Origin of the sequence: Pseudomonas sp. NFACC14, assembly GCF_900106885.1 — a bacterium.
GTDB classification, from domain to species: Bacteria; Pseudomonadota; Gammaproteobacteria; order Pseudomonadales; family Pseudomonadaceae; genus Aquipseudomonas; species Aquipseudomonas fluorescens_AA.
Genome location: NZ_FNOA01000032.1, coordinates 19,138 through 42,004, shown reverse-complemented (window position 1 = coordinate 42,004; position 22,867 = coordinate 19,138). Strand labels below are relative to the sequence as shown.

19 protein-coding genes, 1 tRNA gene and 1 pseudogene are annotated in these 22,867 nt (G+C 61.9%); 17 read left to right on the top strand and 4 right to left on the bottom strand.

Translation table 11 applies throughout. The features are described from left to right. Nucleotides 1-71 precede the first annotated feature (71 nt). The 3 genes from BLU85_RS28280 to BLU85_RS28270 all read left to right on the top strand — a co-directional run bounded on the left by BLU85_RS28280 (nucleotide 72) and on the right by BLU85_RS28270 (nucleotide 3,100). Nucleotides 72-1,745 carry a vWA domain-containing protein gene (locus BLU85_RS28280; protein WP_092204973.1) on the top strand — a complete coding sequence of 558 codons (1,674 nt, stop codon included), beginning with the start codon at nucleotides 72-74 and terminating at the stop codon, nucleotides 1,743-1,745. A 174-nt stretch (nucleotides 1,746-1,919) separates the two neighbouring features. Further along, complete coding sequence (locus BLU85_RS28275) at nucleotides 1,920-2,492, top strand: RNA polymerase sigma factor (RefSeq protein WP_092204983.1); 573 nt, start codon at nucleotides 1,920-1,922, stop codon at nucleotides 2,490-2,492. Then, a complete protein-coding gene (locus BLU85_RS28270) occupies nucleotides 2,489-3,100 on the top strand; it encodes a hypothetical protein (protein WP_092204972.1) in 612 nt (203 codons plus the stop codon). The genes BLU85_RS28275 and BLU85_RS28270 overlap by 4 nt, the downstream gene beginning before the upstream one ends. 62 nt (nucleotides 3,101-3,162) lie before the next feature. Here the strand turns inward: BLU85_RS28270 and BLU85_RS28265 are convergent. Next, a tRNA-Arg gene (locus BLU85_RS28265) sits at nucleotides 3,163-3,239 on the bottom strand. 349 nt (nucleotides 3,240-3,588) lie between these two features. Here BLU85_RS28265 and gabD point away from each other — a divergent pair. The 3 genes from gabD to BLU85_RS28250 all read left to right on the top strand — a co-directional run bounded on the left by gabD (nucleotide 3,589) and on the right by BLU85_RS28250 (nucleotide 7,846). Beyond that, nucleotides 3,589-5,031, top strand: a complete 1,443-nt coding sequence (gene gabD, locus BLU85_RS28260) for an NADP-dependent succinate-semialdehyde dehydrogenase (RefSeq protein WP_092204971.1) — start codon at nucleotides 3,589-3,591, stop codon at nucleotides 5,029-5,031. A 173-nt stretch (nucleotides 5,032-5,204) separates the two neighbouring features. Then, nucleotides 5,205-6,482 (top strand): 4-aminobutyrate--2-oxoglutarate transaminase, encoded by a 1,278-nt coding sequence (gene gabT / locus BLU85_RS28255; protein ID WP_092204970.1) that lies wholly within the window; start codon nucleotides 5,205-5,207, stop codon nucleotides 6,480-6,482. A 146-nt stretch (nucleotides 6,483-6,628) separates the two neighbouring features. After that, a complete protein-coding gene (locus BLU85_RS28250) occupies nucleotides 6,629-7,846 on the top strand; it encodes an HDOD domain-containing protein (protein ID WP_092204969.1) in 1,218 nt (405 codons plus the stop codon). Between the two features lie 147 nt (nucleotides 7,847-7,993). Here BLU85_RS28250 and BLU85_RS28245 read toward each other — a convergent pair whose 3' ends face one another. Further along, nucleotides 7,994-8,983: a GGDEF domain-containing protein gene (locus BLU85_RS28245; RefSeq protein WP_092204968.1), complete on the bottom strand. Its 990-nt coding sequence runs from the start codon at nucleotides 8,981-8,983 to the stop codon at nucleotides 7,994-7,996. A 328-nt stretch (nucleotides 8,984-9,311) separates the two neighbouring features. After that, complete coding sequence (desA, locus tag BLU85_RS28240; RefSeq protein WP_092176300.1) at nucleotides 9,312-10,496, bottom strand: delta-9 fatty acid desaturase DesA; 1,185 nt, start codon at nucleotides 10,494-10,496, stop codon at nucleotides 9,312-9,314. Nucleotides 10,497-10,640: 144 nt separating this feature from the next. On the opposite strand from desA, the gene dibA reads away from it, so the two are divergent. The 9 genes from dibA (at nucleotide 10,641) to BLU85_RS28195 (ending at nucleotide 21,332) form a co-directional block, all read left to right on the top strand. Next, nucleotides 10,641-12,548: a phosphodiesterase DibA gene (dibA, locus tag BLU85_RS28235; protein ID WP_092204967.1), complete on the top strand. Its 1,908-nt coding sequence runs from the start codon at nucleotides 10,641-10,643 to the stop codon at nucleotides 12,546-12,548. Between the two features lie 245 nt (nucleotides 12,549-12,793). After that, nucleotides 12,794-12,976: a sulfur starvation response protein OscA gene (gene oscA / locus BLU85_RS28230; RefSeq protein ID WP_003186967.1), complete on the top strand. Its 183-nt coding sequence runs from the start codon at nucleotides 12,794-12,796 to the stop codon at nucleotides 12,974-12,976. A 136-nt stretch (nucleotides 12,977-13,112) separates the two neighbouring features. Further along, a complete protein-coding gene (locus BLU85_RS28225) occupies nucleotides 13,113-14,126 on the top strand; it encodes a sulfate ABC transporter substrate-binding protein (protein ID WP_060739763.1) in 1,014 nt (337 codons plus the stop codon). A gap of 148 nt (nucleotides 14,127-14,274) precedes the next feature. Further along, a complete protein-coding gene (gene cysT / locus BLU85_RS28220) occupies nucleotides 14,275-15,093 on the top strand; it encodes a sulfate ABC transporter permease subunit CysT (RefSeq protein ID WP_003186964.1) in 819 nt (272 codons plus the stop codon). Nucleotides 15,094-15,105: 12 nt separating this feature from the next. Continuing rightward, nucleotides 15,106-15,975 (top strand): sulfate ABC transporter permease subunit CysW, encoded by an 870-nt coding sequence (gene cysW, locus BLU85_RS28215; RefSeq protein WP_024618577.1) that lies wholly within the window; start codon nucleotides 15,106-15,108, stop codon nucleotides 15,973-15,975. Nucleotides 15,976-15,978: 3 nt separating this feature from the next. Then, nucleotides 15,979-16,968 carry a sulfate/molybdate ABC transporter ATP-binding protein gene (locus BLU85_RS28210; RefSeq protein ID WP_092204966.1) on the top strand — a complete coding sequence of 330 codons (990 nt, stop codon included), beginning with the start codon at nucleotides 15,979-15,981 and terminating at the stop codon, nucleotides 16,966-16,968. 281 nt (nucleotides 16,969-17,249) lie between these two features. Next, nucleotides 17,250-18,617: a cytochrome C gene (locus BLU85_RS28205; RefSeq protein ID WP_092204965.1), complete on the top strand. Its 1,368-nt coding sequence runs from the start codon at nucleotides 17,250-17,252 to the stop codon at nucleotides 18,615-18,617. Next, nucleotides 18,607-19,116 carry a sorbitol dehydrogenase gene (locus BLU85_RS28200; protein WP_092204964.1) on the top strand — a complete coding sequence of 170 codons (510 nt, stop codon included), beginning with the start codon at nucleotides 18,607-18,609 and terminating at the stop codon, nucleotides 19,114-19,116. Before BLU85_RS28205 ends, BLU85_RS28200 begins: the two co-directional genes overlap by 11 nt. Continuing rightward, entirely contained in the window at nucleotides 19,113-21,332 is a 2,220-nt protein-coding gene (locus BLU85_RS28195) for a GMC oxidoreductase (RefSeq protein WP_092204963.1), read from the top strand. Before BLU85_RS28200 ends, BLU85_RS28195 begins: the two co-directional genes overlap by 4 nt. Before the next feature lie 130 nt (nucleotides 21,333-21,462). On the opposite strand, the gene BLU85_RS28190 is transcribed toward BLU85_RS28195, so the two are convergent. Next, nucleotides 21,463-21,987 carry an Mpo1 family 2-hydroxy fatty acid dioxygenase gene (locus tag BLU85_RS28190; RefSeq protein ID WP_092204962.1) on the bottom strand — a complete coding sequence of 175 codons (525 nt, stop codon included), beginning with the start codon at nucleotides 21,985-21,987 and terminating at the stop codon, nucleotides 21,463-21,465. Nucleotides 21,988-22,074: 87 nt separating this feature from the next. Here BLU85_RS28190 and BLU85_RS28185 point away from each other — a divergent pair, with 87 nt between their 5' ends. Together BLU85_RS28185 and BLU85_RS31510 are read left to right on the top strand one after the other, a co-directional pair. Continuing rightward, entirely contained in the window at nucleotides 22,075-22,761 is a 687-nt protein-coding gene (locus BLU85_RS28185) for a Crp/Fnr family transcriptional regulator (protein WP_092204961.1), read from the top strand. A 6-nt stretch (nucleotides 22,762-22,767) separates the two neighbouring features. Beyond that, nucleotides 22,768-22,857 (top strand): annotated as a pseudogene (locus tag BLU85_RS31510) (metal ABC transporter ATP-binding protein); the annotation flags it as partial. Between the last annotated feature and the right edge of the window lie 10 nt (nucleotides 22,858-22,867).

The window sequence follows — 22,867 nt, the reverse complement described above, 5'->3', positions numbered from 1 at the left end:
TCGTTAACCCGAACCCCGTGCGCCCTGCGTCTGACTCTGTGAACGGATCATTCATTCACGAGGTTCAGCCCATGTCCCGTCCATCTCCCTTTATGCGTCCTGCTGCCCAGGGCTTCGCCGTGACCTTGCTGGTGGCGTTGGCCGGTTGTGGGTTGTCTTCGTCCCGGGAGGTCGCCAAGCCGGCCGAACCCGTGCCTGTGGCGCCCAGCGTTGCACCGCAAGGCGAGGTCGCCTATGTTCGCGAGCCCATGGCCAAGCGCATGGCCGTTCCGGCATCGATGCCCGCCCCCACGGTGGCGAACGACACCCTCGCCGGCGATTACCGCACCGAGCCACGGGAGCAGTACGAAAAACTGCCGGACAACCCGATCCACAGCGTCGCCGAAACGCCGGTCTCGACCTTCAGCGTGGATGTCGATACCGGCAGCTATGCCAATGTGCGACGGTTCCTCAACCAAGGTAGCCTGCCGCCCGAAGGGGCTGTGCGATTGGAGGAAATGGTCAACTACTTCCCTTACGCCTACGCCCTGCCCAGCGATGGTTCACCTTTTGGCGTGACCACCGAGGTCGCCCCCTCTCCGTGGAATCCCCACACCCGCCTGCTGCGCATCGGCATCAAGGCCAGCGACCGCGCTGTGGCGGACCTGGCGCCGGCCAACCTGGTCTTCCTGGTGGACGTTTCCGGCTCCATGGACCGTCGCGAAGGCCTGCCGCTGGTCAAGAGCACGCTGAAACTGCTGGTAGACCAATTGCGCGATCAGGACCGGGTGTCCCTGGTGGTCTATGCCGGTGAATCCCGGGTGGTGCTCAAGCCCACCTCGGGTCGCGACAAGGCGGCAATCCGCAACGCCATCGACCAACTCGATGCCGGTGGTTCCACCGCTGGGGCCTCGGGCATCGAATTGGCCTATCAGATGGCGCGCGAGAGCTTCATCGACAAAGGCATCAACCGCATCCTGCTGGCCACGGATGGCGACTTCAACGTTGGCGTCAGTGATTTCGACAGCCTCAAGCAGATGGCGGTGGACCAGCGTAAAAGCGGCGTCTCCCTGACGACACTGGGCTTCGGTGTGGATAACTACAACGAACACCTGATGGAGCAATTGGCCGACGCCGGTGATGGTAACTACGCCTACATCGACAACCTGCTCGAAGCGCGCAAGGTCCTGGTGGACCAGCTCAGTTCCACCCTGGCGGTGGTCGCCCGGGACGTGAAGTTGCAGGTGGAGTTCAACCCCGCCCAGGTCAGTGAGTATCGACTGCTGGGCTATGAGAACCGCGCGTTGAAGCGTGAGGATTTCAACAACGACAAGGTCGACGCAGGCGAGATCGGCGCCGGCCATACGGTGACGGCATTGTATGAAATCGTGCCGAAGGGCGAGCCGGGCTGGTTGGAACCGCTGCGCTATGCAAGCACGCCCAAGTCGCAGAGCACCTCAGGCGAATTGGCGATGTTGCGCGTACGCTACAAGCCGGCCGAGGGCGGAAGCAGTCGACTGATCGAACATCCCATTGCCAGCGTGCAGAACGACCGCAAGCCCAGCGATGACCTGCGCTTCTCGGCCGCTGTTGCCGCCTTCGCCCAACAGCTCAAGGGCGATGGACGCTACACTGGGACGATGACCTTGAAGGACACTGCGCAATTGGCGCGCTCGGCCCGTGGTGATGATCCGTTTGGGCTGCGCTCGGAGTTTGTGCAGTTGGTGGAACTGGCCCAGAGCCTTGAGCCTGCGGCCAAGCGCTGAGCCTGACTGCAACGAGGATCAAATGTGGGACCGAGCTTGCTCGCGATAGCAGTAGCCCGATCATGTTCATCATTGACTGATCCGACGCCATCGCGAGCAAGCTCGCTCCCACAGGGCTCCCTTGTTGTCTGCCAGGATTGTGTTGCAATGACCGGAAAGGAGTTCGCCCCCCACATGCCCGCTGCGCTTGATTCTCCCAGCGACGAATCGCTGCTGGCCCGCTACCGCAATGGCGACGGGGCTTCTTTCGAAGTCCTGTACGCCCGTCATCGGCAAGGGCTTTACCGTTTCCTGCTGTCCTTGAGCAACAAAGCCGAGCTGGCCGAGGAGGTTTTCCAGGACACCTGGCTCAGCCTGATTCGCAGCACCACCCAGCCACAAGGCCGGGCGAGTTTTCGTACCTGGTTGTTCCAGATCGCCCGCAACCGCTTGATCGACCAGTGGCGCAAACACGGTGTCCACAACCCGTTGCACGACAGTTATGACGAGCAACTGCACGTCCAGCCCGACGACACCGGCAGCCCCGAGCGACAGCTGAGCCTGAGCCGCGACCAGGCGCGTCTCGACGCCGCGTTGCAGGCCTTGCCCGAGGATCAGCGAGAGGTCTTCCTGCTGCGCCTGCATGGCGACCTGGAGCTGCCACAGATTGCCGCCCTGACCGGCGCCCCGCTGGAAACGGTCAAAAGCCGCTTGCGTTACGCCCAGCAGAAATTGCAGCGACTGCTGGCCGAGGAGGTACCCGCATGATCGACCCCAAGCACACCCCGGATCCCAACGACGAAGTGCTGATCGAGCATTTCCGCCAACACACCAGCGGCGAGCCGCCGGCTTCCCTGGACACCTTCATCCTGGCCACCGCCCGTCGCGAAGCACCGACGCCCACGCCAAGCCTGTGGCAACGCTGGCTGCAAGCCTGCCAACGGCCACGCTGGCAAATGGCATTCGCCACGGTCGCCGGTGTGGCGCTGTTGATCGGCCTGGTAGTGCGCTCACCCGTGCCCCACGAGGAGCTGGCCTCACCCGCCTCGATGGAGTTTTCCGCCGATCGGCAAGCGCCTGCCGTTGCCGCCGCACCACCACCGGCCATGCCCGCCCCGGCCACCCCCATGGCGCCCCAGGGCGAACTGGCCCGGGCCCCGGCAAGCCCGGTGCAATCCTTGGCGGAAAAGCCCGCGGCGAAAATGAGCAAACCCGCGCCGGCAGCATTGCCATCGCTGGAGCAAGGCCTGATGGAGATCCTGCGCTTGCGCGAGGCGGGTGAGAGCAAGGCCGCTGATGAGAAACTGCTGGCGTTGCAAAAACGCTTTCCCGAGGAAGACCTGCCGGCGCGGTTGGAGGCGTTGCGCAAGCGTTGAGTGAGATCGGCGCCCACAAAAAAGCCCCAGGTCTTGCGACCTGGGGCTTTTGATTCTGAAGATGGTGCACCAGGCGGGATTCGAACCCACGACCCCTGCCTTCGGAGGGCAGTACTCTATCCAGCTGAGCTACTGGTGCGACGCGGGCGCCATGATACTCATATGCATGGCGGGCGTCCATGCTGCTGAATCGCCTGCGTTTTTGGGCAGCTCGCCGGGTGTTGGCTACGCTGATCAGAAAAAGCGGGCAAATTCGGTTTTTTCGTTCTTTTTTTCGAACAGGCTATTGTCCTTCACCCCCATCGGCCCTAGGATTCGTTTGAGATTTCAAACGCTCTTGTCTGGGTGCTGAACCGCACGTCTGTGCTTATGTGCGTTATTTCTGTGCTTCAGCCCGGTGAATGATTTCCCTGACGGCAGCCCCCGAGGCGCCTTTCTACAAATCAAATTCGCTCCGCGTGCGCGCGGTGCTGTTAAGGAAAGCCGACATGCAGCTTAAAGACACCCAGTTGTTCCGCCAGCAAGCCTTTATCGATGGCGCTTGGGTCGATGCGGACAATGGTCAGACGATCAAGGTCACCAACCCGGCCACGGGCGAAGTGTTGGGCACCGTGCCGAAGATGGGCGCGGCCGAAACCCGCCGGGCGATTGAAGCCGCCGACAAGGCACTGCCGGCCTGGCGTGCACTGACCGCCAAGGAGCGCGCCAACAAGCTGCGCCGCTGGTACGAATTGCTGATCGAAAACCAGGACGACCTCGGTCGCCTGATGACCCTGGAACAAGGCAAACCGCTGGCCGAGGCCAAGGGCGAGATCGTCTATGCCGCCTCGTTCATCGAATGGTTCGCCGAGGAAGCCAAGCGCATCTACGGTGACGTGATTCCCGGCCACCAGCCCGACAAGCGTCTGATCGTGATCAAGCAGCCGATCGGCGTGACCGCGGCCATTACCCCGTGGAACTTCCCCGCCGCGATGATCACCCGCAAGGCCGGTCCGGCCCTGGCCGCCGGCTGCACCATGGTCATCAAGCCGGCTTCGCAAACCCCGTTCTCGGCCCTGGCCCTGGTGGAACTGGCGCACCGTGCCGGCATTCCGCAAGGCGTGTTGAGCGTGGTCACCGGCAGCGCCGGCGACATCGGCGGCGAGCTGACCAGCAACCCGATCGTGCGCAAGCTGTCCTTCACCGGCTCGACCGAGATCGGTCGCCAGCTGATGGCCGAATGTGCCAAGGACATCAAGAAAGTTTCCCTGGAACTGGGCGGCAACGCGCCGTTCATCGTGTTCGACGACGCGGACCTGGATAAGGCCGTCGAAGGCGCGATCATTTCCAAATACCGCAACAACGGCCAGACCTGCGTCTGCGCCAACCGCCTGTACATCCAGGATTCGGTGTACGACGCGTTCGCCGAGAAACTGAAAGTGGCGGTGGCCAAGCTCAAGATCGGCAACGGTCTGGACGAGGGCACCACCACAGGTCCCTTGATCGATGAGAAAGCGGTCGCCAAGGTGCAAGAGCACATTGCCGATGCGGTCAGCAAAGGCGCGACCGTGCTGTCGGGCGGCAAGGCGATGGAAGGCAACTTCTTCGAGCCGACCATCCTGACCAACGTGCCGAAGAACGCCGCTGTGGCGAAGGAAGAAACCTTCGGCCCGCTGGCACCGCTGTTCCGCTTCAAAGACGAAGCCGAAGTGATCGCGATGTCCAACGACACCGAGTTCGGCCTGGCTTCGTACTTCTATGCCCGCGACCTGGGCCGTGTGTTCCGTGTGGCTGAAGCCCTGGAATACGGCATGGTCGGCGTCAACACCGGGTTGATTTCCAACGAAGTCGCGCCGTTCGGCGGCATCAAGGCCTCGGGCCTGGGCCGTGAAGGCTCCAAGTACGGCATCGAGGACTACCTGGAAATCAAATACCTCTGCCTGGGTATCTGATCCGCTTCAAGCGCAAAGGGCACGAGAGCGCTGTCCCTTTGCGCGTTTCACCCGTTCTGTTTCCTGTGGCCGGAACGCTGCGGCAGTCGATCATCGCATGCTGTCGCCGTTGTCTCCCCGCCATGTATTCCTTGAACTACGCCGACCGATGAGCGGCGAATGAGGACATTTTAATGAGCAAGACCAACGCAGACCTGATGGCCCGCCGCACCGCCGCTGTTCCACGCGGCGTCGGCCAGATTCACCCGATCTTTGCCGAGTCGGCGAAGAACGCCACGGTGACCGACGTTGAAGGTCGTGAATTCATCGACTTCGCTGGCGGTATCGCCGTGCTGAACACCGGTCACGTGCACCCGAAAATCATCGCCGCCGTGACCGCGCAGTTGAACAAGTTGACCCACACCTGCTTCCAGGTCCTGGCCTACGAGCCGTACGTGGAACTGTGCGAAAAAATCAACGCCAAGGTCCCGGGTGATTTCGCCAAGAAAACCCTGCTGGTCACCACCGGTTCCGAAGCGGTGGAAAACGCCGTGAAAATCGCCCGTGCCGCCACGGGTCGTGCCGGTGTGATCGCTTTCACCGGCGCGTACCACGGTCGCACCATGATGACCCTGGGCCTGACCGGTAAAGTCGTACCGTACTCGGCTGGCATGGGCCTGATGCCCGGCGGTATCTTCCGTGCGCTGTACCCGAACGAGCTGCACGGCGTGAGCATCGACGATTCCATCGCCAGCATCGAGCGCATCTTCAAGAACGACGCCGAGCCCCGTGACATCGCCGCCATCATCATCGAGCCGGTGCAGGGCGAGGGTGGTTTCTACGTTGCGCCCAAGGCATTCATGCAGCGCCTGCGCGCCCTGTGCGACCAGCACGGCATCCTGCTGATCGCTGACGAAGTGCAGACCGGTGCCGGCCGTACCGGCACCTTCTTCGCCATGGAACAGATGGGCGTTGCCGCCGACCTGACCACCTTCGCCAAATCCATCGCTGGCGGCTTCCCGTTGGCCGGTGTGTGCGGCAAGGCCGAGTACATGGATGCCATCGCCCCAGGTGGCCTGGGCGGCACCTACGCCGGTAGCCCGATCGCTTGCGCGGCGGCGCTGGCGGTGATGGACGTGTTTGAAGAAGAACACCTGCTGGATCGCTGCAAGGCTGTGGGCGAGCGTCTGGTCACGGGCCTCAAGGCCATCCAGAAAAAGTATCCGGTCATCGGTGAGGTACGTGCCCTGGGCGCGATGATCGCCGTGGAACTGTTCGAAAACGGCGACACCCACAAGCCGAACGCAGCGGCAGTGGCCCAGGTGGTGGCCAAGGCACGTGACAAGGGCCTGATCCTGCTGTCCTGCGGCACCTACGGCAACGTTCTGCGGGTGCTGGTGCCGCTGACCTCGCCGGACGAGCAACTGGACAAAGGCCTGGCGATCATCGAAGAGTGCTTCTCCGAGCTCTGATCCGGCGAACGCCGACTGTGCACTGATCCACAAAAAAACCCGCTTCGGCGGGTTTTTTCATATCCGCGGGCATATCCCGCAGGTTTGAGCTGTCTGGAACGGCCTTCATTGTCTAAGGTGCATGTATGGCAAGGGAGCGATGTTGCATGACTGCTGTGGTTTTACCCGCTGTACCCCGTGTGTTGATCGCCGAGGCCGACCCGGCGTCCCGGGAGATGCTTGAGCAAGTGCTGTCGGGCGTGCGCTGCGATGCCCGAGTGGACACCTGCGGCGAGGGGCAACAGGCCCTGGATTTGCTGGCGCATAACGCGTACGACCTGGTCATCGCCGATTGGGAGCTGCCGGGTGTCGATGGCCTGACGATCCTGCGTGGTCTTCGTCAACAGCATCGAGCTACGCCGTTACCGTTCATTCTGATGAGTCGGCGTAACGACAGCGCCAGTGTGCGTGAGGTCGTTCCACTGGCGCCGACGGCGTATTTGACCAAGCCGTTGAACCGGGAAAGCCTGACCCTGCGTTTGCAAGGGTTGCTGTTGAGTGGCACTGAAGAAACCGTCGGCGATGTGCCAGTCCCCGGCCCGGGGCTGACCCTGGTAGCCTTTCTGGAACGACGGCGTGATCTGTCCGAAGGCGCACCGCTGATGACCGATGTGCAGGTGGCGGTCAAGCGCTGCCTCAACCCCACGGGCCTGGATCTGAAACTGCTGGAAGAAGAGATCCGCACCGACCCGCAAATCACTGGGGTGCTGATTGCGGCGGCCAATAGCGCTGCCCAGCATCAGGGTGGCGGTCCGGTGCAGACGGTGGCCCAGGCGCTGCACCAGCTCGGCACCGGGCAGAGCATGAACCTGATCCTCGGCCTGACCCTCAAGCGCTGCGCCCGGCTCACCGTTCCCTGTCTGGCGGACTATGCCAAGCGCTACTGGGAATTGTCGCTACACACCGCCGAGTACGCCCGGATCCTGGCACGGTTGCTGGATCTGGAACAGGAGCGTTGTTACTGCGCGGGGCTGTTGCATCGCCTGGGCGATCTGGCGCTGCTGCGTTGCCTGGAGGAATGGACGCAGGCGGGGGGCGAACTGGATGAGTTGGAGGAAGTCGGGAACGCCCTCGATCAATACGGCGCCGGCTTCGGCTCGGCGCTGCGCACTCGCTGGCGCCTGCCGCTGGAGTTGCGTGAGTTGATCGCGGCGGCCTATAGCCTGGGTGGCGGGGTCTATTCCCGCGAGGCGCTGGTGATGAACATGGCGGCGCAGATGGCCCATCTGACCGAGCATGAAGGGCTTGAGGAACTGGCCCGGGGGCGCACGGCGCGGTTGCTGAAGATCGGGTTGCCGGAACTGATGCGGTTGCGCCGCAAGTAGCACCGCCACCTGACCCTGTGGGAGCGAGCTTGCTCGCGATGGCGGCATGACGGTCACTCCATCAGTGAATGTCAGGCCCTCATCGCGAGCAAGCTCGCTCCCACAGGATCCACTGCATGACTGGGTTCAACTGTACTGCGATTGGCGTCAAGCCGCGATGATGCGGTTCTTCCCCCTGCGCTTGGCTTCGTACATGGCCGCGTCGGCGCGGGAGAACAGGCTGTCGAGGGACGGGTCTTCGGGGGTAATGGCGGTCAGGCCCTGGCTGACAGTAATGCCGAAGGTCTGTTCGCCGCAGCGGAACATCAGGCGCTGGATTTCCCGCTGCAACCGCTCGGCCACTTGCAATGCCATGTCGGGGGGGCAGCCAGGGAACACCGCAGCGAACTCTTCGCCACCGATCCGCCCGAACAGGTCGCCGCGTCGGAGCACGGACCGGCCGCTTTCGGCGATCTTCTGCAACACGGTATCGCCTTCCTGATGACCGTAGGTGTCGTTGATCACCTTGAAGTCATCGATGTCCAGCAACAGGAACGCCATGGGCGTCCCTTGTAGCCGCGCCTGCTCGAACTCTCGGTGGGCGCATTCGAAAAAGTGCCGGCGATTGCTGCTCTGGGTCAGCACATCGGTGGTTGCCAATCGCTGCAGCTCACTTTCCAAGAGCTTCTTTTCGGTGATGTCCTCGGCGATGCCGACCACGATCACCGGTTGCCCTGGCTCGGCCTGGCGGTTGATGAAGCATTTGTCGCTCAGCCAGCGAACCTGGCCATCGCCGGCGATGATGCGGTATTCACGGTCTTCGACGGCCCCCTTGACCAGGACTTCGGCCAGGCTGCGTTCGGCGTACTCCAGGTCGTCGGGATAAATTGCGTCGCGCCATTCGTTGTAGTCAGCCAGGACCAGGCCGGCGGGGCGGCCGAAGATCCGTTCGTAAGCGGGGCTGACATACAGCACTTGCCGGGTTTCCCAGTTGAACGCCCACAACACGGCATTGACGCTGACCAGCAGCGAGCTGAACAGTTGCTCACGTTCGCTCAGGCGCGCCACTTCGCCTTGGGCGTGCATCAGCGCCATGAGCGTCTGGGCCGCCTCGGGCCAATGAGGTAGGGCGTAATCCTGTAGGTTCTTGTCGACCATCGGCACAAATCTCAAAGAACGTGCACTGCTGTTGTTTTGCACGCACTTTTCTCCAAATCCCGCCTGGATGGCGAAGTGCTCTTTGAGATAGGGGATTCGGGACGAAGTTCCTTTTCAGGCGACGAAGGGCGGGGCGGTGATACAAGTAGGAGCTGCCGCAGGCTGCGATCTTTTGATCTTGAGCTTTTGCTTTGGACTCAATGGGCAGGGGAAAGATCGCAGCCTCGTTGCACTCGTCAGCTCCTACGGCCCGGCCCGGCGGGATAATTTCTCATCACAGGGGCGCGTTGGAAAGAAAAGCCCCACCTGATGGCAGGGCTGGTCGGTGTCAGGCCGTGGCAGGCCGTAGCGAGTAGGTCTTGAGCTGATCGGCGAAGTCCCGCAGGGACTGGATGCCGCTGGCCTCGGCTTCGTGGACCCATTCCTTGATGGCCGCGAGCATGTCATGGCCGTTGCTGCTGGTCTTGACCCAGATCTGCTGCAAGGCCAGGCGTTTCTCGTAGATGACCTTCAGTGCCTGGCTGTGTTCGAGCATGTTCTGGATTCGCACGTGGTGACGGTCATCCAGCAGGCTGGTTTCCCGCGACAGCAGCCGTTTGGCCCGGTGGAACTGGTGACGCACCGAGTGATCGACCTTTTCCAGTTCCTGCTTGACCAGCGGCGCGATGACCAGCCGGCGGTACTGCGCCATGATCTGGAAGCGGTTGTTGAGGATCGCCATGGCCGTGTCCATGTCCAGGTGGCCCTTGCCTTCGACCCGGTGGGCGATCGGCGCAACGCGCTGGACCTTGGCCAGGCGCAGGAAACTGAACACCCGGATCCAGGCCCAGCCCAGGTCGAACTCCCATTTGCGTACCGACAGCTTGGCCGAGTTGGGGTAGGTGTGGTGGTTGTTGTGCAGTTCTTCGCCGCCGATCAGGATGCCCCAGGGCACCAGGTTGGTCGCCGCGTCGCGGCATTCGAAGTTGCGGTAGCCCACGGCATGGCCCAGGCCGTTGACCACGCCAGCGGCCCAGACGGGAATCCACATCATCTGGATGGCCCAGATGGTGATGCCGATGGTGCCGAACAGCAGCAGGTCGATGACGCCCATGATCGCCACGCCCAGCAGCGGGAAGCGGCTGTAGAGGTTGCGCTCGATCCAGTCGTCGGGGCAGTTCTTGCCGTAGATGCGCAGGGTTTCCGGGTTTTCCGCTTCGGCGCGATACAGCTCGGCGCCTTTGCGCAGCACGGTGGACAAGCCCTTGATGACCGGACTGTGAGGGTCATCCTCGGTTTCGCACTTGGCGTGATGCTTGCGGTGGATGGCGGTCCACTCGCGGGTGTTCTGCGCCGTGGTCAGCCACAGCCAGAAACGGAAGAAATGTTTGAGACCTGCGTTGAGCTCCAGAGAGCGATGTGCCGAATAACGGTGCAGATAGACCGTGACGGCAATGATCGTGACGTGGGTCATCAGCAGGGTGACTGCCACCAGTGACCAGGCCGACAAGCCAAGAAAACCTTCGTACCACATAGGCTGTAGGGCCCTCGATAAAGATAGAAACCGCCGTTGCATTATCACCAGCCCCACGGATAAAACCAGTCGGCCTTTCAGATAAGAGTGGCTGAATGTTTCTTCCTCTATAATCCACCTCTTTGTAAGGACATGGATGGCCGAATGCCTGCCTATCAACTCAGTGCCATGCGCGTAGCGCTGCTTTACCTCGTACTGTCAGTCGTCTGGCTGCAGCTGATTGGTTATTTATTGAGCAGTTTCTTCGATCAATTCGCTGACAGGCAGCGCTGGCTCCTGATCAACGGGTATGCCTGGATCCTGTTCAGCGCCGGGCTGATCTTCCTGGCCCGGGCGCGGATCTCGCGGTTTTTCGCCAAGGGCGAGCACGGTGCCGATCGCGAGCGCCTGCGCCAGGCCGCCGCCGTCTTCGATTGCACCCGCGAAGGGGTGTTGGTGACCGACCGCAACGGCCTGATCGTGCATGTGAACCGGGCTTTCATGGCGATCACCGGTTATGCCCGGGACGAAGTGCTGGGCCAGCGACCCAATCTGTTCAAGTCCGGTCGCCATGGGCCGGATTTCTACCGCGACATGTTTGGCGCCCTGGTCAGCCTGGGCGAGTGGAGCGGCGAGATCTGGAATCGGCGTAAAAGTGGTGAAATCTACCCGCAATGGCAGACGATCCGCGTCATTCACGATGACAACGGCCAAGTCAGCCATTATGTCGCGGTGTTTTCGGACATCAGCGCCATCAAGGATTCCGAGCACGAACTGGCCTATCTGGCCCATCACGACCCGCTGACAGGCTTGCCCAACCGCCTGCTGTTTTCCGATCGCACCGAGCAGGCCCTGGCGTCGGCGCAGTTGCACAAGCGTGGCTGTGCCCTGTTGCTGGTGGACCTGGATCACTTCAAGAACATCAATGACAGCCTCGGCCACAATGTCGGCGACGAGTTGCTCAAGGGCGTGGCCGAGCGATTTCGCGGGCTGTTTGCCCCGGGCGTGACCCTGGCCCGGCTGGGGGGCGACGAGTTTGCGGTGCTGGTGGAAAACTGTTCCCAGCCTGGCCAGGCCGCGGCGTTGGCCCGGCGCATCCTCGACGCCTTGAAAGAACCGCTGCGGTTCGATGAGCACGCGTTGTTCATCAACGCCAGCATCGGCATCAGCCTGTTTCCCGGCGATGCCCTGAACGCCGGGCAGTTGTTGCGCAATGCCGATTCGGCGTTGTTCAAGGCCAAGAGCGCCGGACGCGACGGCTACGCCCTGTATACCGAAGAACTCACCGCCCATGCGCAGCAACGGGTCGAAATTGCCTTCGAACTGCGTCGCGCGCTGCAGCAGCAGGAGTTGCGAGTTCATTACCAGCCAGTACACGACCTGGCGAGCAGCCGTCTGATCGGTGTCGAGGCGCTGGTGCGCTGGGAGCATCCCACGCGGGGGCTGGTGTCGCCGGCCGAGTTCATTCCCATCGCCGAGCGTACCGGCCTGATTGCTCAGGTCGATGCCTGGGTCATGGACCAGGCCTGTCGGCAGATGTGCCGGTGGCAGCAGGCCGGCGTGGCGTTGTCGTTCGTCGCTGTCAACGTCTCGAGTCGGTTGTTTGCCCATCGCGAGTTGTACGAGCAGGTTGCCCAGGTGTTGCACGACACGGGCCTGGATCCGGCCTGCCTGGAACTGGAAGTGACGGAAAGCGCGGTGATGGAAGACCCGGAGGTGGCGCTGGAGCAGATGCACCGCCTGCGGGAGTTGGGCGTGCGCCTGGCCATCGACGATTTCGGTACGGGCTACTCGTCGCTGCTGCGGCTCAAACGCTTGCCGGTGCAGAAGCTCAAGATCGACCAGGGCTTTGTCGCGGGGTTGCCATGGGATGAGGATGACGCGGCGATCGTCCGGGTGATCATCGCCCTGGCCCACAGCATGGGCATGCAAGTGCATGTCGAGGGCATTGAACAGCGCGAACAGGCGGCCTTTTTGCTTGGACAGGCGTGTGAGCTGGGGCAGGGCTACTGGTTTGGCCGGCCGGTGGCGGCGGCGCAGTTGGATTGGGATTGCGCGCCGGTCATTGTTTGATCATCGGTGGCATTGATGTTGACTGATACGCCGCTATCGCGAGCGAGCTCGCTCCCACAGTTGTTTTGTGTTGCCTTTGATAGGCGCGCTAACCCGCGCCGCAGGGCAGTGAAAGCCCAATAACATTTTAGTTATATAAAAATTCTTAAATAGTCTTTTTAAGAATATCCGCACTTATCTAGTATTGCTCCCACGCCGCAAGCAGTGCCGCCCACTGCCAGGCATTCATTCAAAGGAGCAGCAGCATGAGCGCATCTCTACGTAGCGTTGACGGCCAGGACGAAGCAACCATCTTGCGCGAGATCCAGAGCGCGTTGCGCGATCTACGCTTTGGGGCAGTGGAAATCACCGTGCACAACGCCCAGGTGGTCCAGATCGAACGCAAGGAAAAGTTCCGGCTGCAGCAACCGAGCCATAAACCGTCTTGAAAACCAAAAGATCGCAGCCTTCGGCAGCTCCTACGGGGGGCTAGGTGTAGGCGCTGCCGAAGACTGCGATCTTTTTCCACAAGCCTAACGAATTTCCAGAAGCCATAAGAAAACCAGAATTCCAGGAGCTTTCACCATGTCGTCCATTCGTCGTTATGCCCTGGCCGCGCTGGCCAGTGCTGTTTTTGCAGGTTCCGCCGTCGCCAAGGATTACGAGCTGCTCAACGTGTCCTACGACCCGACGCGCGAGCTTTACCAGGATTACAACGCCGAATTCGTCAATTTCTGGAAGAAAGCGCATCCGGACGACAGCGTGAAGATCCAGCAGTCCCACGGTGGTTCGGGCAAGCAAGGCCGGGCGGTGATCGACGGTCTGCGGGCCGACGTGGTGACCCTGGCCCTGGCCGGCGACATCGATGAAATCGCCAAGCTGGGCAAGTCCCTGCCAGCGGACTGGCAGACACGCCTGCCGGATGCCAGCACGCCTTACACGTCCACCATCGTGTTTCTGGTGCGCAAGGGCAACCCCAAGGGCATCAAGGATTGGGGCGACCTGATCAAGAACGACGTGTCGGTCATCACCCCGAACCCGAAGACCTCCGGCGGTGCGCGCTGGAACTTCCTCGCCGCCTGGGCCTACGGCCTGAAGGCCAATGGGGGTGACGAAGCCAAGGCCAAGGAATACGTGCAGGCATTGTTCAAGCACGTGCCGATCCTTGATACCGGTGCCCGTGGCTCGACCATTACCTTCGTCAACAACGGTCAGGGCGACGTGTTGCTGGCCTGGGAAAACGAGGCCTTCCTGGCGCTCAAGGAAGACGGTGGCGCCGACAAGTTCGACATCGTCGTGCCGTCGCTGTCGATCCTCGCCGAGCCGCCGGTGGCGGTGGTGGACAAGAACGCCGAGAAAAAGGGCAATGCCGAGATCGCCGAGGCGTACCTCAAGCACCTATACAGCCCGGCCGGCCAGGAAATCGCCGCGAAAAACTACTATCGCCCGCGTGACAAGGACGTGGCCGCCAAGTACGCCCGGCAATTTCCAAAGGTGGAGCTGGTGACCATCGACAAGGACTTCGGCGGCTGGAAAACTGCCCAACCGAAATTCTTCAACGATGGCGGCGTGTTCGACCAGATCTATCAGGCGCAGTAAGCTGCGGCTTGTCTTAGTGTCTGCCAGTTAAGCCACAAACCTGTGGGAGCGAGCTTGCTCGCGATGGCGTCGGTTCAGTTTGCATTGATGTTGACTGATGCACCGCTATCGCGAGCAAGCTCGCTCCCACAGTAAACCAAGGACTTCTATGTCGCGTCGCATATCCCCCGTCATACCCGGCTTCGGGCTGACGCTGGGCTACACCCTGGTGTACCTCAGTCTGATTGTGCTCATACCCCTGGCGGCGATGTTCGTGCATGCCGCCCAACTCACCTGGGAACAGTTCTGGGCGATCATCTCGGCGCCGCGGGTGCTGGCGGCCTTGAAACTCAGTTTCGGTACCGCGCTGTACGCCGCGGTCATCAACGGCGTGATCGGCACGCTGCTGGCCTGGGTGCTGGTGCGCTACACCTTCCCCGGCCGCAAGATCATCGACGCGATGATCGACTTGCCGTTCGCCCTGCCCACCGCCGTGGCCGGTATTGCCTTGACGGCGTTGTACGCGCCGACCGGCCTGGTGGGCCAGTTCGCCACCGACCTGGGCTTCAAGATCGCCTACACCCCGTTGGGCATCACCCTGGCGCTGACCTTCGTGACGTTGCCGTTCGTGGTGCGCACGGTGCAGCCGGTGCTGGCCGATATTCCCCGTGAAGTGGAAGAAGCCGCCGCCTGCCTGGGTGCCAAGCCGTGGCAGGTGTTCCGCCACATCCTGGTGCCGGCGTTGTTGCCGGCCTGGTTGACCGGCTTCGCCCTGGCCTTTGCCCGTGGCGTGGGCGAGTACGGTTCGGTGATTTTCATCGCCGGCAACATGCCGATGAAAACCGAGATCCTGCCGCTGTTGATCATGGTCAAGCTCGACCAATACGACTACACCGGCGCCACCTCCATCGGCGTGCTGATGCTGGTGGTTTCCTTCGTCCTATTGCTGCTGATCAACCTGCTGCAGCGGCGCATCGAAACCCCATAAGGAGGCGCGAACATGTCCCAATCGTCTATTTCCGCAGCCTCCACCAATGCCGCCCGTCGCGGCAGTGCGACGTCGCGGCGCGTGCTGATCGGCCTCGGCTGGCTGATTTTCGCGCTGTTTTTGTTGTTGCCGCTGTTCATCGTGGTGTCCCAGGGCCTGAAGCTCGGGTTGGGGGCGTTCTTCACCGCGATCTTCGAACCCGACGCGCTGTCGGCGTTGAAGCTCACGGTGATCGCCGTGCTGATCTCGGTGCCGCTGAACCTGGTGTTCGGCGTCAGTGCCGCGTGGTGCGTGAGCAAGTATTCGTTCCGTGGCAAGAGCATGCTGGTGACGCTGATCGACCTGCCGTTCTCGGTGTCGCCGGTGATCGCGGGCCTGGTCTACGTGTTGATGTTCGGCGCCCAGGGCCTGTTCGGGCCGTGGCTGTCGGATCACGACATCCAGATCGTGTTCGCGCTGCCGGGCATCGTCCTGGCGACCATCTTCGTCACGGTGCCGTTCGTGGCCCGTGAGCTGATCCCGCTGATGCAGGAACAAGGCACCCAGGAAGAAGAGGCCGCGCGCCTGCTGGGCGCCAATGGCTGGCAGATGTTCTGGCATGTCACCGTGCCGAACATCAAGTGGGGCCTGATCTATGGCGTGGTGCTGTGTACCGCCCGGGCCATGGGCGAGTTCGGCGCGGTGTCGGTGGTGTCCGGGCATATTCGCGGGGTGACCAACACCCTGCCGCTGCACGTCGAGATCCTCTACAACGAATACAACCACGTGGCCGCGTTCGCTGTGGCGAGCCTGTTGCTGATCCTGGCGCTCTTCATCCTGCTGCTCAAGCAGTGGAGCGAAAACCGAATCAACCGCCTGCGCGCCAGCGCCGCGGAGGAATAAGTCATGTCGATCGAAGTCCGTAACGTCAGCAAGAATTTCAACGCCTTCAGGGCCCTGGACGAGATCAGCCTGGACATCCAGAGCGGTGAGCTGGTGGCGCTGCTCGGCCCGTCGGGCTGTGGCAAGACCACCTTGCTGCGAATCATCGCGGGTCTTGAAACGCCGGACCAAGGCAGCATCGTGTTCCACGGCGAGGACGTGTCCGGCCACGACGTACGAGATCGCAACGTCGGTTTCGTGTTCCAGCACTACGCCTTGTTCCGCCACATGACGGTGTTCGACAACGTCGCCTTCGGCCTGCGCATGAAGCCCAAGAACCAGCGCCCGAACGAAAGCCAGATCGCGACCAAGGTCCACGAACTGCTGAACATGGTGCAACTGGACTGGCTCGCCGACCGCTACCCGGAGCAGCTGTCCGGCGGCCAGCGTCAGCGGATCGCCCTGGCCCGCGCCCTGGCTGTGGAACCCAAGGTACTGTTGCTGGACGAACCGTTCGGCGCCCTCGACGCCAAGGTCCGCAAGGAACTGCGTCGCTGGCTGGCGCGCCTGCACGAGGACATCAACCTGACCTCGGTGTTCGTGACCCACGACCAGGAAGAAGCCATGGAAGTCGCCGACCGGATCGTGGTGATGAACAAGGGCGTGATCGAGCAGATCGGCTCGCCGGGCGATGTCTATGAAAACCCGGCCAGTGATTTTGTGTACCACTTCCTCGGCGACTCGAACCGCCTGCACTTGGGGGAGGACCGGCACGTGCTGTTCCGCCCTCACGAAGTCTCGCTGTCGCGCTCGGAGCTGGAAGACCACCACGCCGCCGAAGTGCGCGACATTCGCCCGCTTGGCGCGACCACTCGGGTGACGTTGAAGGTGGAGGGCCAGAGCGAACTGATCGAGGCGGAAGTGGTGAAGGACCATGACAGCCTGGTGGGCCTGGCGAAGGGCGAGACGCTGTTCTTCAAGCCGAAGGTCTGGCAGAAGGTTTCCAACCTCTAAAAGCATCGCGAGCAAGCTCGCTCCCACAGTAGAACTTCAGTGAACACACTATTTGTGTACCTATGGAGATCCATTGTGGGAGCGAGCTTGCTCGCGATGGCGTCCTCACTGCCCCCGATCAAAATCTGAATAACTCTACCCAGCCTTGCTTCGATTGGTTCTACGCTAACGCCTTTTTCCCGCCAAAACCCTACCTAGACTCTGACATGCCAGGAGGCAAGTGAGAGTCCAACGACGGACCGGTGTTATCTCCTGGCGCCCTGATGCCAAGGAGATGAAGTATGAGAATGGAAGTCAGTCGGCATGGCCCGTTTGGCTATGCATTGTTAGGCGTTTTGCTGGTCCCGGCCGCCAGCGCCGCCCCTTCGTTATCGCCGCAGATACCCTTCGATGTCACGGTGACCCAACCGGTTTCACTGCCCAGCCTGCAAGCCGATTTCGATGACCTGTCATGGCAGACCTTCATCGCCCTGAACTGGCCGGCGCTGGACAACGGTCATCCGGATACCGGCACCTCCATTGGCAAGCAGGATGGCGCCACGGTGTGGGAAAGCTGGAAGGAGAGTTACCAGATCTTCCGGGCCAAGGGCCAGGCGCCGCTGCCCTGGAACGCATCGGCGACTCTTCCTGAAGCGTGCAAGTCGCTCAAGCCAGGTCGCCTGCTCCAGCAGATGGGCAAGGTTCCCGATGTGCTGGATGAGTTTATCCAACCCTTCGAGAGCGGCCCGCTGGTGGACCAGAACGGTACCTACACGCGCAACGAAATCGTGGTCAACCAATCGATGTTCGACGGCATCGTCGACAACGGTCTGTACAGCATTGAAGGCCAGCAGAAATTCTTCGCCGCCAACCCGAACAACACCGTGGCGTTCAGCTGTGGTTCCACCCAGACCAAACAGGTCGGCGCGGTGATGGTGAAGGCATCGTGGAAAGTGCTGGGCCCCAACGACAACCGCCAGGATTTCCATACCGTCGATGCACTGGTCTACACCCCGGGCAACAACGACCCGAGCCATGGGCCGATCGTCGCGGAGTCATGCGTGTCCGAGCCGGTCGGGTTGGTGGGGTTGCATATGGTCCATAAGACCGCCAGTGCGGCGCAATGGGTCTGGTCAACCTTTGAACATGTGAAAAACGTGCCGGAAAAAACCACGCCTGTGGCCCAGCGCACGGGGCCTTATCTGTTCTACAACGCGGCCAGCAAAAGTGACATCAACCAGCCGCCGCCACGGCCGTGGAACCCGGCAGTCAAGGCGACACCCTCGCAGATCGTGCGGGAAGTGCCGCTGACCGAAGCCACCAAAACCCTCAATACCACCTATCAAACGCTGTTGCGTACGGTGAACAAGCAGAGTGTCTGGGCGAACTATCAACTGATCAGTACCCAGTGGCCGTCAGACCCGCCCAAGAACTGCCAGGTATCGGCCGCCAACCCGCTGGGCAGCCCTGCGCCGTTGTTCCTGGCCAACGCCACGCTGGAAACCTACATCCAGGGCACCGTGCCCCAGGCGTCCTCCAGTTGCATGGCCTGTCACGGCAACGCGGCCACCCATGTCACCGAGTCTGCGCGCACCAGCTTCGCGGATTTCACCTATTTGCTTGAACGTGCACAGTCCACTGGCGGACAAGGAGTCAACCATGAGCAGTGATCTGGACAATTTCGTAGGCCTGTCTTCGGCCCTGACTGGCATTCCCACGGATCGGCTGGCGCCGACGATCGATCAGGTGGGTCTGCCGCCAACTTTTCTCGCGTTCATCACCCCGCGTATCACCCCTGCTGTACTCAACGCCTTGCTGACTCAGTACGCCACGCTGGCGGCGGACAATGTGCCCCCTGACCAGATCGCCCAAGCGGTGCTGATGGACGGATCGCGCCCGGCTGTCACCCAAGCGGCCCAAGCCGCGCGTTCGATCATGAAGCTGTGGTTGTTGGGCGTCTGGTATCAGCCTTATACCGCCGGTGACTACGCATCGACCGATTCGACGGTGGTGTCCGACCAGGCCTACATCCAGAGCTGGGCCTGGAAAATCGCCCAGGCCCATCCCATGGGCTACAGCGAGATGTTTTTCGGCTATTGGAACACCACGCCACCGAGCCTTGAGGACTACACCGGCGTGCCTGCCAACACGCAAGGAGCCTCGTCATGAGTACCGAACAAGCCGAGGTGATCATCGTTGGCGCGGGGCTGGCCGGCAGCATCATCGCTTATCAGTTGGGCATGGCTGGCGTGGATGTGCTGGTGCTCGAATCGGGTCCGGAGATCCCGGCCAACCGTGCGCAATACCTGGAGCGTTTCTACACCGCCACCCTGAAGACCCCGGAGTCGCCCTATCCGCCAGTGTCGACCCTGGACTCGTCGCGTGACCCGAGCAAGGAAAATGCGCCTCGAGCGACCATCGCCGACCTGATTCTTGGCTGGAACAAGCCGAAAACCAGCTACCTGGTGCAGAAGGGCCCGCTGCCTTTCAACAGCACTTATGAACGGGTGGGTGGTGGCACGACCTGGCACTGGGTCGGGACGTGCCTGCGCATGGTGCCGAACGATTTCCGCCTGAAGAGCAAGTACGGCGTCGGGGTGGATTGGCCGATCGGCTACGACGACTTGCAAAGCGCCTATTGCCGGGCGGAGGCGGAAATCGGGGTGTCGGCCAATGTCGCCGACCAGGCCTACCTGGGCATGACCTTTCCCGAGGGCTATTCATTCCCGATGCACAGCATTCCGTTGTCGCTGGTCGATGGCAGTTTTGTCGCGGCCGTGACCGGCAAGAGCTTCGACGGGTTGCCGCTGGTGGTCAGTCCGACCCCGGCCGGGCGCAACTCCCAGCCCTACGCCGGGCGCCGGGTGTGTGCCGGCAATACCAACTGCACGCCGATCTGCCCGATCCAGGCCAAGTACGACGCCACCGTGACCCTGAACAAGGCCCTGGCCACCGGCAAGGTCCGGGTCATGTACCGGACCGTGGCCAGCAAAGTGACGGTGGGCCCGGACAAGCACATCAATGGCGTCGAATTCATTCAATACCAGCTTGGCGAGGGACCGAAGACGGGCACCGGCGTGGCCATCGGGCAACGTTACGTGATCGCGGCCCATGCCATCGAGACCCCTAAATTGCTGCTCAACTCCAAGACCCCGGCCTGGCCCGATGGCGTGGCCAATAGCAGCGGCCAGGTCGGACGCAGCCTGTCCGACCATCCGATTTACCTGGCTTGGGGGCTGATGCCGGAAGGCAAGACGGTGTTTCCATATCGTGGTCCGGTGTCCACGGCAGGCATCGAGAGCCTGCGTGACGGCGACTTTCGCAGCCAGCGGGCGGCGTGGCGCATCGAAATCGGCAACGAGGGCTGGAACTGGCCGGTGGGCGACCCTTACGTCACCGTGGTCGATTTCATCGACGGCAAGAACATAAGTCGCACCAACCCGTTGCCATCGAAAAAGAACACGCAGTCCACTGAAGTGCTTTACGGCACGGCCCTGATTCAACGGCTCAACGACCTGTTCATCCGCCAGTTCCGGATCGGCTTTTTGGTGGAGCAGGTGGAGAAGGATCCCGACAAGGCCAAGAGCTACATCGTGCCCTCGACGGACAAGCTCACGGACGGGCTCGGCATTCTACGGCCGGAAATCCACTACGACCTGTCCGATTACACCAAGGAAGGTTTCAGGCAGGCGAAGAGATTGGCGAGCCACATCATCAAGGACCTGCTCGGCGCGGAGGAGCTGACGGCACCCATTGGCCAAGGGAAATTCACGCACCTAAAAGAGGATTACACCTTCCAGGGCGCCGGGCACCTGATGGGCACCTATCGCATGGGCGATGATCCGGCCAAGTCGGTGGTGGACAAGGACCAGCGCAGTTGGGACCACAAGAACCTGTTCCTGGTGGGCGATGGCGTGTTCCCCAGCACCGGCACCTCGAACCCGAGCCTGACGATCGCGGCGCTGTCGTTCCAGGCCGGGGACACTGTGGCCAACGACCTGAAGGCGGTGACGATGCAGGTCCAATCCAACGTCGCCTGGCAGGGCACTGGCGTGCAGGTCAACGGCTTGGTACCGCGCCTGGTCCGCTACGTCAGTGGGCTATGGTGTGCCAGTCCGCAGGGTGGCAATGTCGATGGAAATGGCGGTTCGAGGCACATCGACTACAGCAGCTATGCCTTGCCCGGTGCCGCCGAAGGCGCCTTGATCGGTCGCGTGGGCAACGGTGGCAAGCCCTTCCTGGTGGGGGATCTGGCGCAGGTTCCGGGCAATCAGCAAGGGGAGCTGCAACTGTGCATCAACGATGACCTGACCGGGCAGTACGGGTCTGGCTTGAAAGATAACACCGGCGCGCTGACCATCCGGGTCGAGTTCGGTGCCCTGTAACGCTTGAACGGTAAGGCCTGACTCCTGTGGGAGCGAGCTTGCTCGCGATAGCGGTGGACCAGTCGACACGGATGTGTCTGGCCGAGCGCAATCGCGAGCAAGCTCGCTCCCACAGAGGGGCATGGTTTTTTCACGCCGCCGAACGCTGGTTGCGCAACACCACCGGCCCGACACGCTCTTCGATGGCCCGCTTCAGTTCGCCGCGAAGCCCCAGCAGGAAGCCCGCTTCCACCACCACGAACAACGGCCCGACAATCAGCCCGGTGAGGTCGTCGACGAACGCCGGCTTGCGGCCTTCGTAATAGTGGCCGACGAACTGGATCACCCAGCCCACCACGAACATTCCCAGGCCACTGCCCAGCCATACCCAGGTGCTTTGCGCGGCGAGCACCTGGCCCAGCCATACCGCCAGGCCCAGCAGCACCGTCATCAGCACCCCCAGGCGCAACTCCAGGCGCAGGTAGAACCAGGCACTGGCCACCGCCGCCAGCAGCGCTGGCGACACCAGCACTGTGCCCACTGGCCAGCCGGGACGTGACAGCAGCACGGCGACGGCGACGAAGATCAGCGGAATCCCGATGAAATGACTGGCGATATTGCGCGGGTCTCGGTGATAAGCAGCGTATTGACTGAGATGATCGACGAGGCTTTTCATTGTTGTTCCTCCTGAGGTGATGACTGCATGATGCCCGGGTACCACGAGGCGTTCTGTCAGTTAGCCGACACTTGTCCCGGAGTTTCCATGAATTCGCATCCCTGGCACTCACACCTGATGGCCGGCCACTGGTACAGCCATCTGCCTGATGAGTTACAGAATAGTCTGCTGGACATGGCGCGGGTGCGCCGCCTGCCAGCGGGGCATCGGCTGTTCCAGCGCGGCGATCCACCCTGTGGGCTGTATGCCGTGCTGGAAGGCGCGGTGCGCGTCGGTGCGGTGAACGAACAGGGCAAGGAAGCGTTGCTGAGCGTGGTGGAGGCACCTCACTGGTTCGGTGAAATCTCCCTGTTCGATGGCCAGCCACGGACCCATGATGCGGTCGTGGTGGGTCAAGGTACGCTGCTGCATGTGCCCCAGGCGCCGTTGCTGACCTTCCTGCAAGCGCAACCGATCTACTGGCGGCATCTGGCATTGTTGATGAGTCACAAACTGCGCCTGACCTTCATCAACCTCGAACACCTGAGCCTGATGCCCGCCCCGGCCCGCGTGGCCCACCGCCTGCTGATGATCGCCGAAGGCTACGGCGAAATCGAACCGCCGCGCCGGGTCTTGCAACTGCCCCAGGAGCAACTGGCGCTGATGCTCTCGCTGTCCCGCCAGACCACCAACCAGATTCTCAAGGACCTGCAAGCCCAGGGCATTCTCCACTTGGGGTATGGCGAGATCGAAATCGTCGACATCGAACGGTTGCGCGGGTTGACCACTATCTGAAACCGACTGAGCCCTGTGGGAGCGAGCTTGCTCGCGAAGGCGACAGGTCAGTCGACATCAATATTGACTGATACACCGCCATCGCGAGCAAGCCCAGGCGTAACAA

Bases quoted from the DNA above. Each gene is read 5' to 3' on its own strand.
- BLU85_RS28210 (WP_092204966.1), top strand. From the start codon at position 15,979: ATGTCGATCGAAGTCCGTAACGTCAGCAAGAATTTCAACGCCTTCAGG.
- BLU85_RS28190 (WP_092204962.1), bottom strand. From the start codon at position 21,987: ATGAAAAGCCTCGTCGATCATCTCAGTCAATACGCTGCTTATCACCGA.
- BLU85_RS28250 (WP_092204969.1), top strand. From the start codon at position 6,629: ATGACTGCTGTGGTTTTACCCGCTGTACCCCGTGTGTTGATCGCCGAG.
- gabT (WP_092204970.1), top strand. From the start codon at position 5,205: ATGAGCAAGACCAACGCAGACCTGATGGCCCGCCGCACCGCCGCTGTT.
- cysT (WP_003186964.1), top strand. From the start codon at position 14,275: ATGTCGCGTCGCATATCCCCCGTCATACCCGGCTTCGGGCTGACGCTG.
- cysW (WP_024618577.1), top strand. From the start codon at position 15,106: ATGTCCCAATCGTCTATTTCCGCAGCCTCCACCAATGCCGCCCGTCGC.
- BLU85_RS28275 (WP_092204983.1), top strand. From the start codon at position 1,920: ATGCCCGCTGCGCTTGATTCTCCCAGCGACGAATCGCTGCTGGCCCGC.
- BLU85_RS28185 (WP_092204961.1), top strand. From the start codon at position 22,075: ATGAATTCGCATCCCTGGCACTCACACCTGATGGCCGGCCACTGGTAC.
- BLU85_RS28205 (WP_092204965.1), top strand. From the start codon at position 17,250: ATGAGAATGGAAGTCAGTCGGCATGGCCCGTTTGGCTATGCATTGTTA.
- oscA (WP_003186967.1), top strand. From the start codon at position 12,794: ATGAGCGCATCTCTACGTAGCGTTGACGGCCAGGACGAAGCAACCATC.
- BLU85_RS28280 (WP_092204973.1), top strand. From the start codon at position 72: ATGTCCCGTCCATCTCCCTTTATGCGTCCTGCTGCCCAGGGCTTCGCC.
- gabD (WP_092204971.1), top strand. From the start codon at position 3,589: ATGCAGCTTAAAGACACCCAGTTGTTCCGCCAGCAAGCCTTTATCGAT.
- BLU85_RS28225 (WP_060739763.1), top strand. From the start codon at position 13,113: ATGTCGTCCATTCGTCGTTATGCCCTGGCCGCGCTGGCCAGTGCTGTT.
- desA (WP_092176300.1), bottom strand. From the start codon at position 10,496: ATGTGGTACGAAGGTTTTCTTGGCTTGTCGGCCTGGTCACTGGTGGCA.
- dibA (WP_092204967.1), top strand. From the start codon at position 10,641: ATGCCTGCCTATCAACTCAGTGCCATGCGCGTAGCGCTGCTTTACCTC.
- BLU85_RS28195 (WP_092204963.1), top strand. From the start codon at position 19,113: ATGAGTACCGAACAAGCCGAGGTGATCATCGTTGGCGCGGGGCTGGCC.
- BLU85_RS28200 (WP_092204964.1), top strand. From the start codon at position 18,607: ATGAGCAGTGATCTGGACAATTTCGTAGGCCTGTCTTCGGCCCTGACT.
- BLU85_RS28270 (WP_092204972.1), top strand. From the start codon at position 2,489: ATGATCGACCCCAAGCACACCCCGGATCCCAACGACGAAGTGCTGATC.
- BLU85_RS28245 (WP_092204968.1), bottom strand. From the start codon at position 8,983: ATGGTCGACAAGAACCTACAGGATTACGCCCTACCTCATTGGCCCGAG.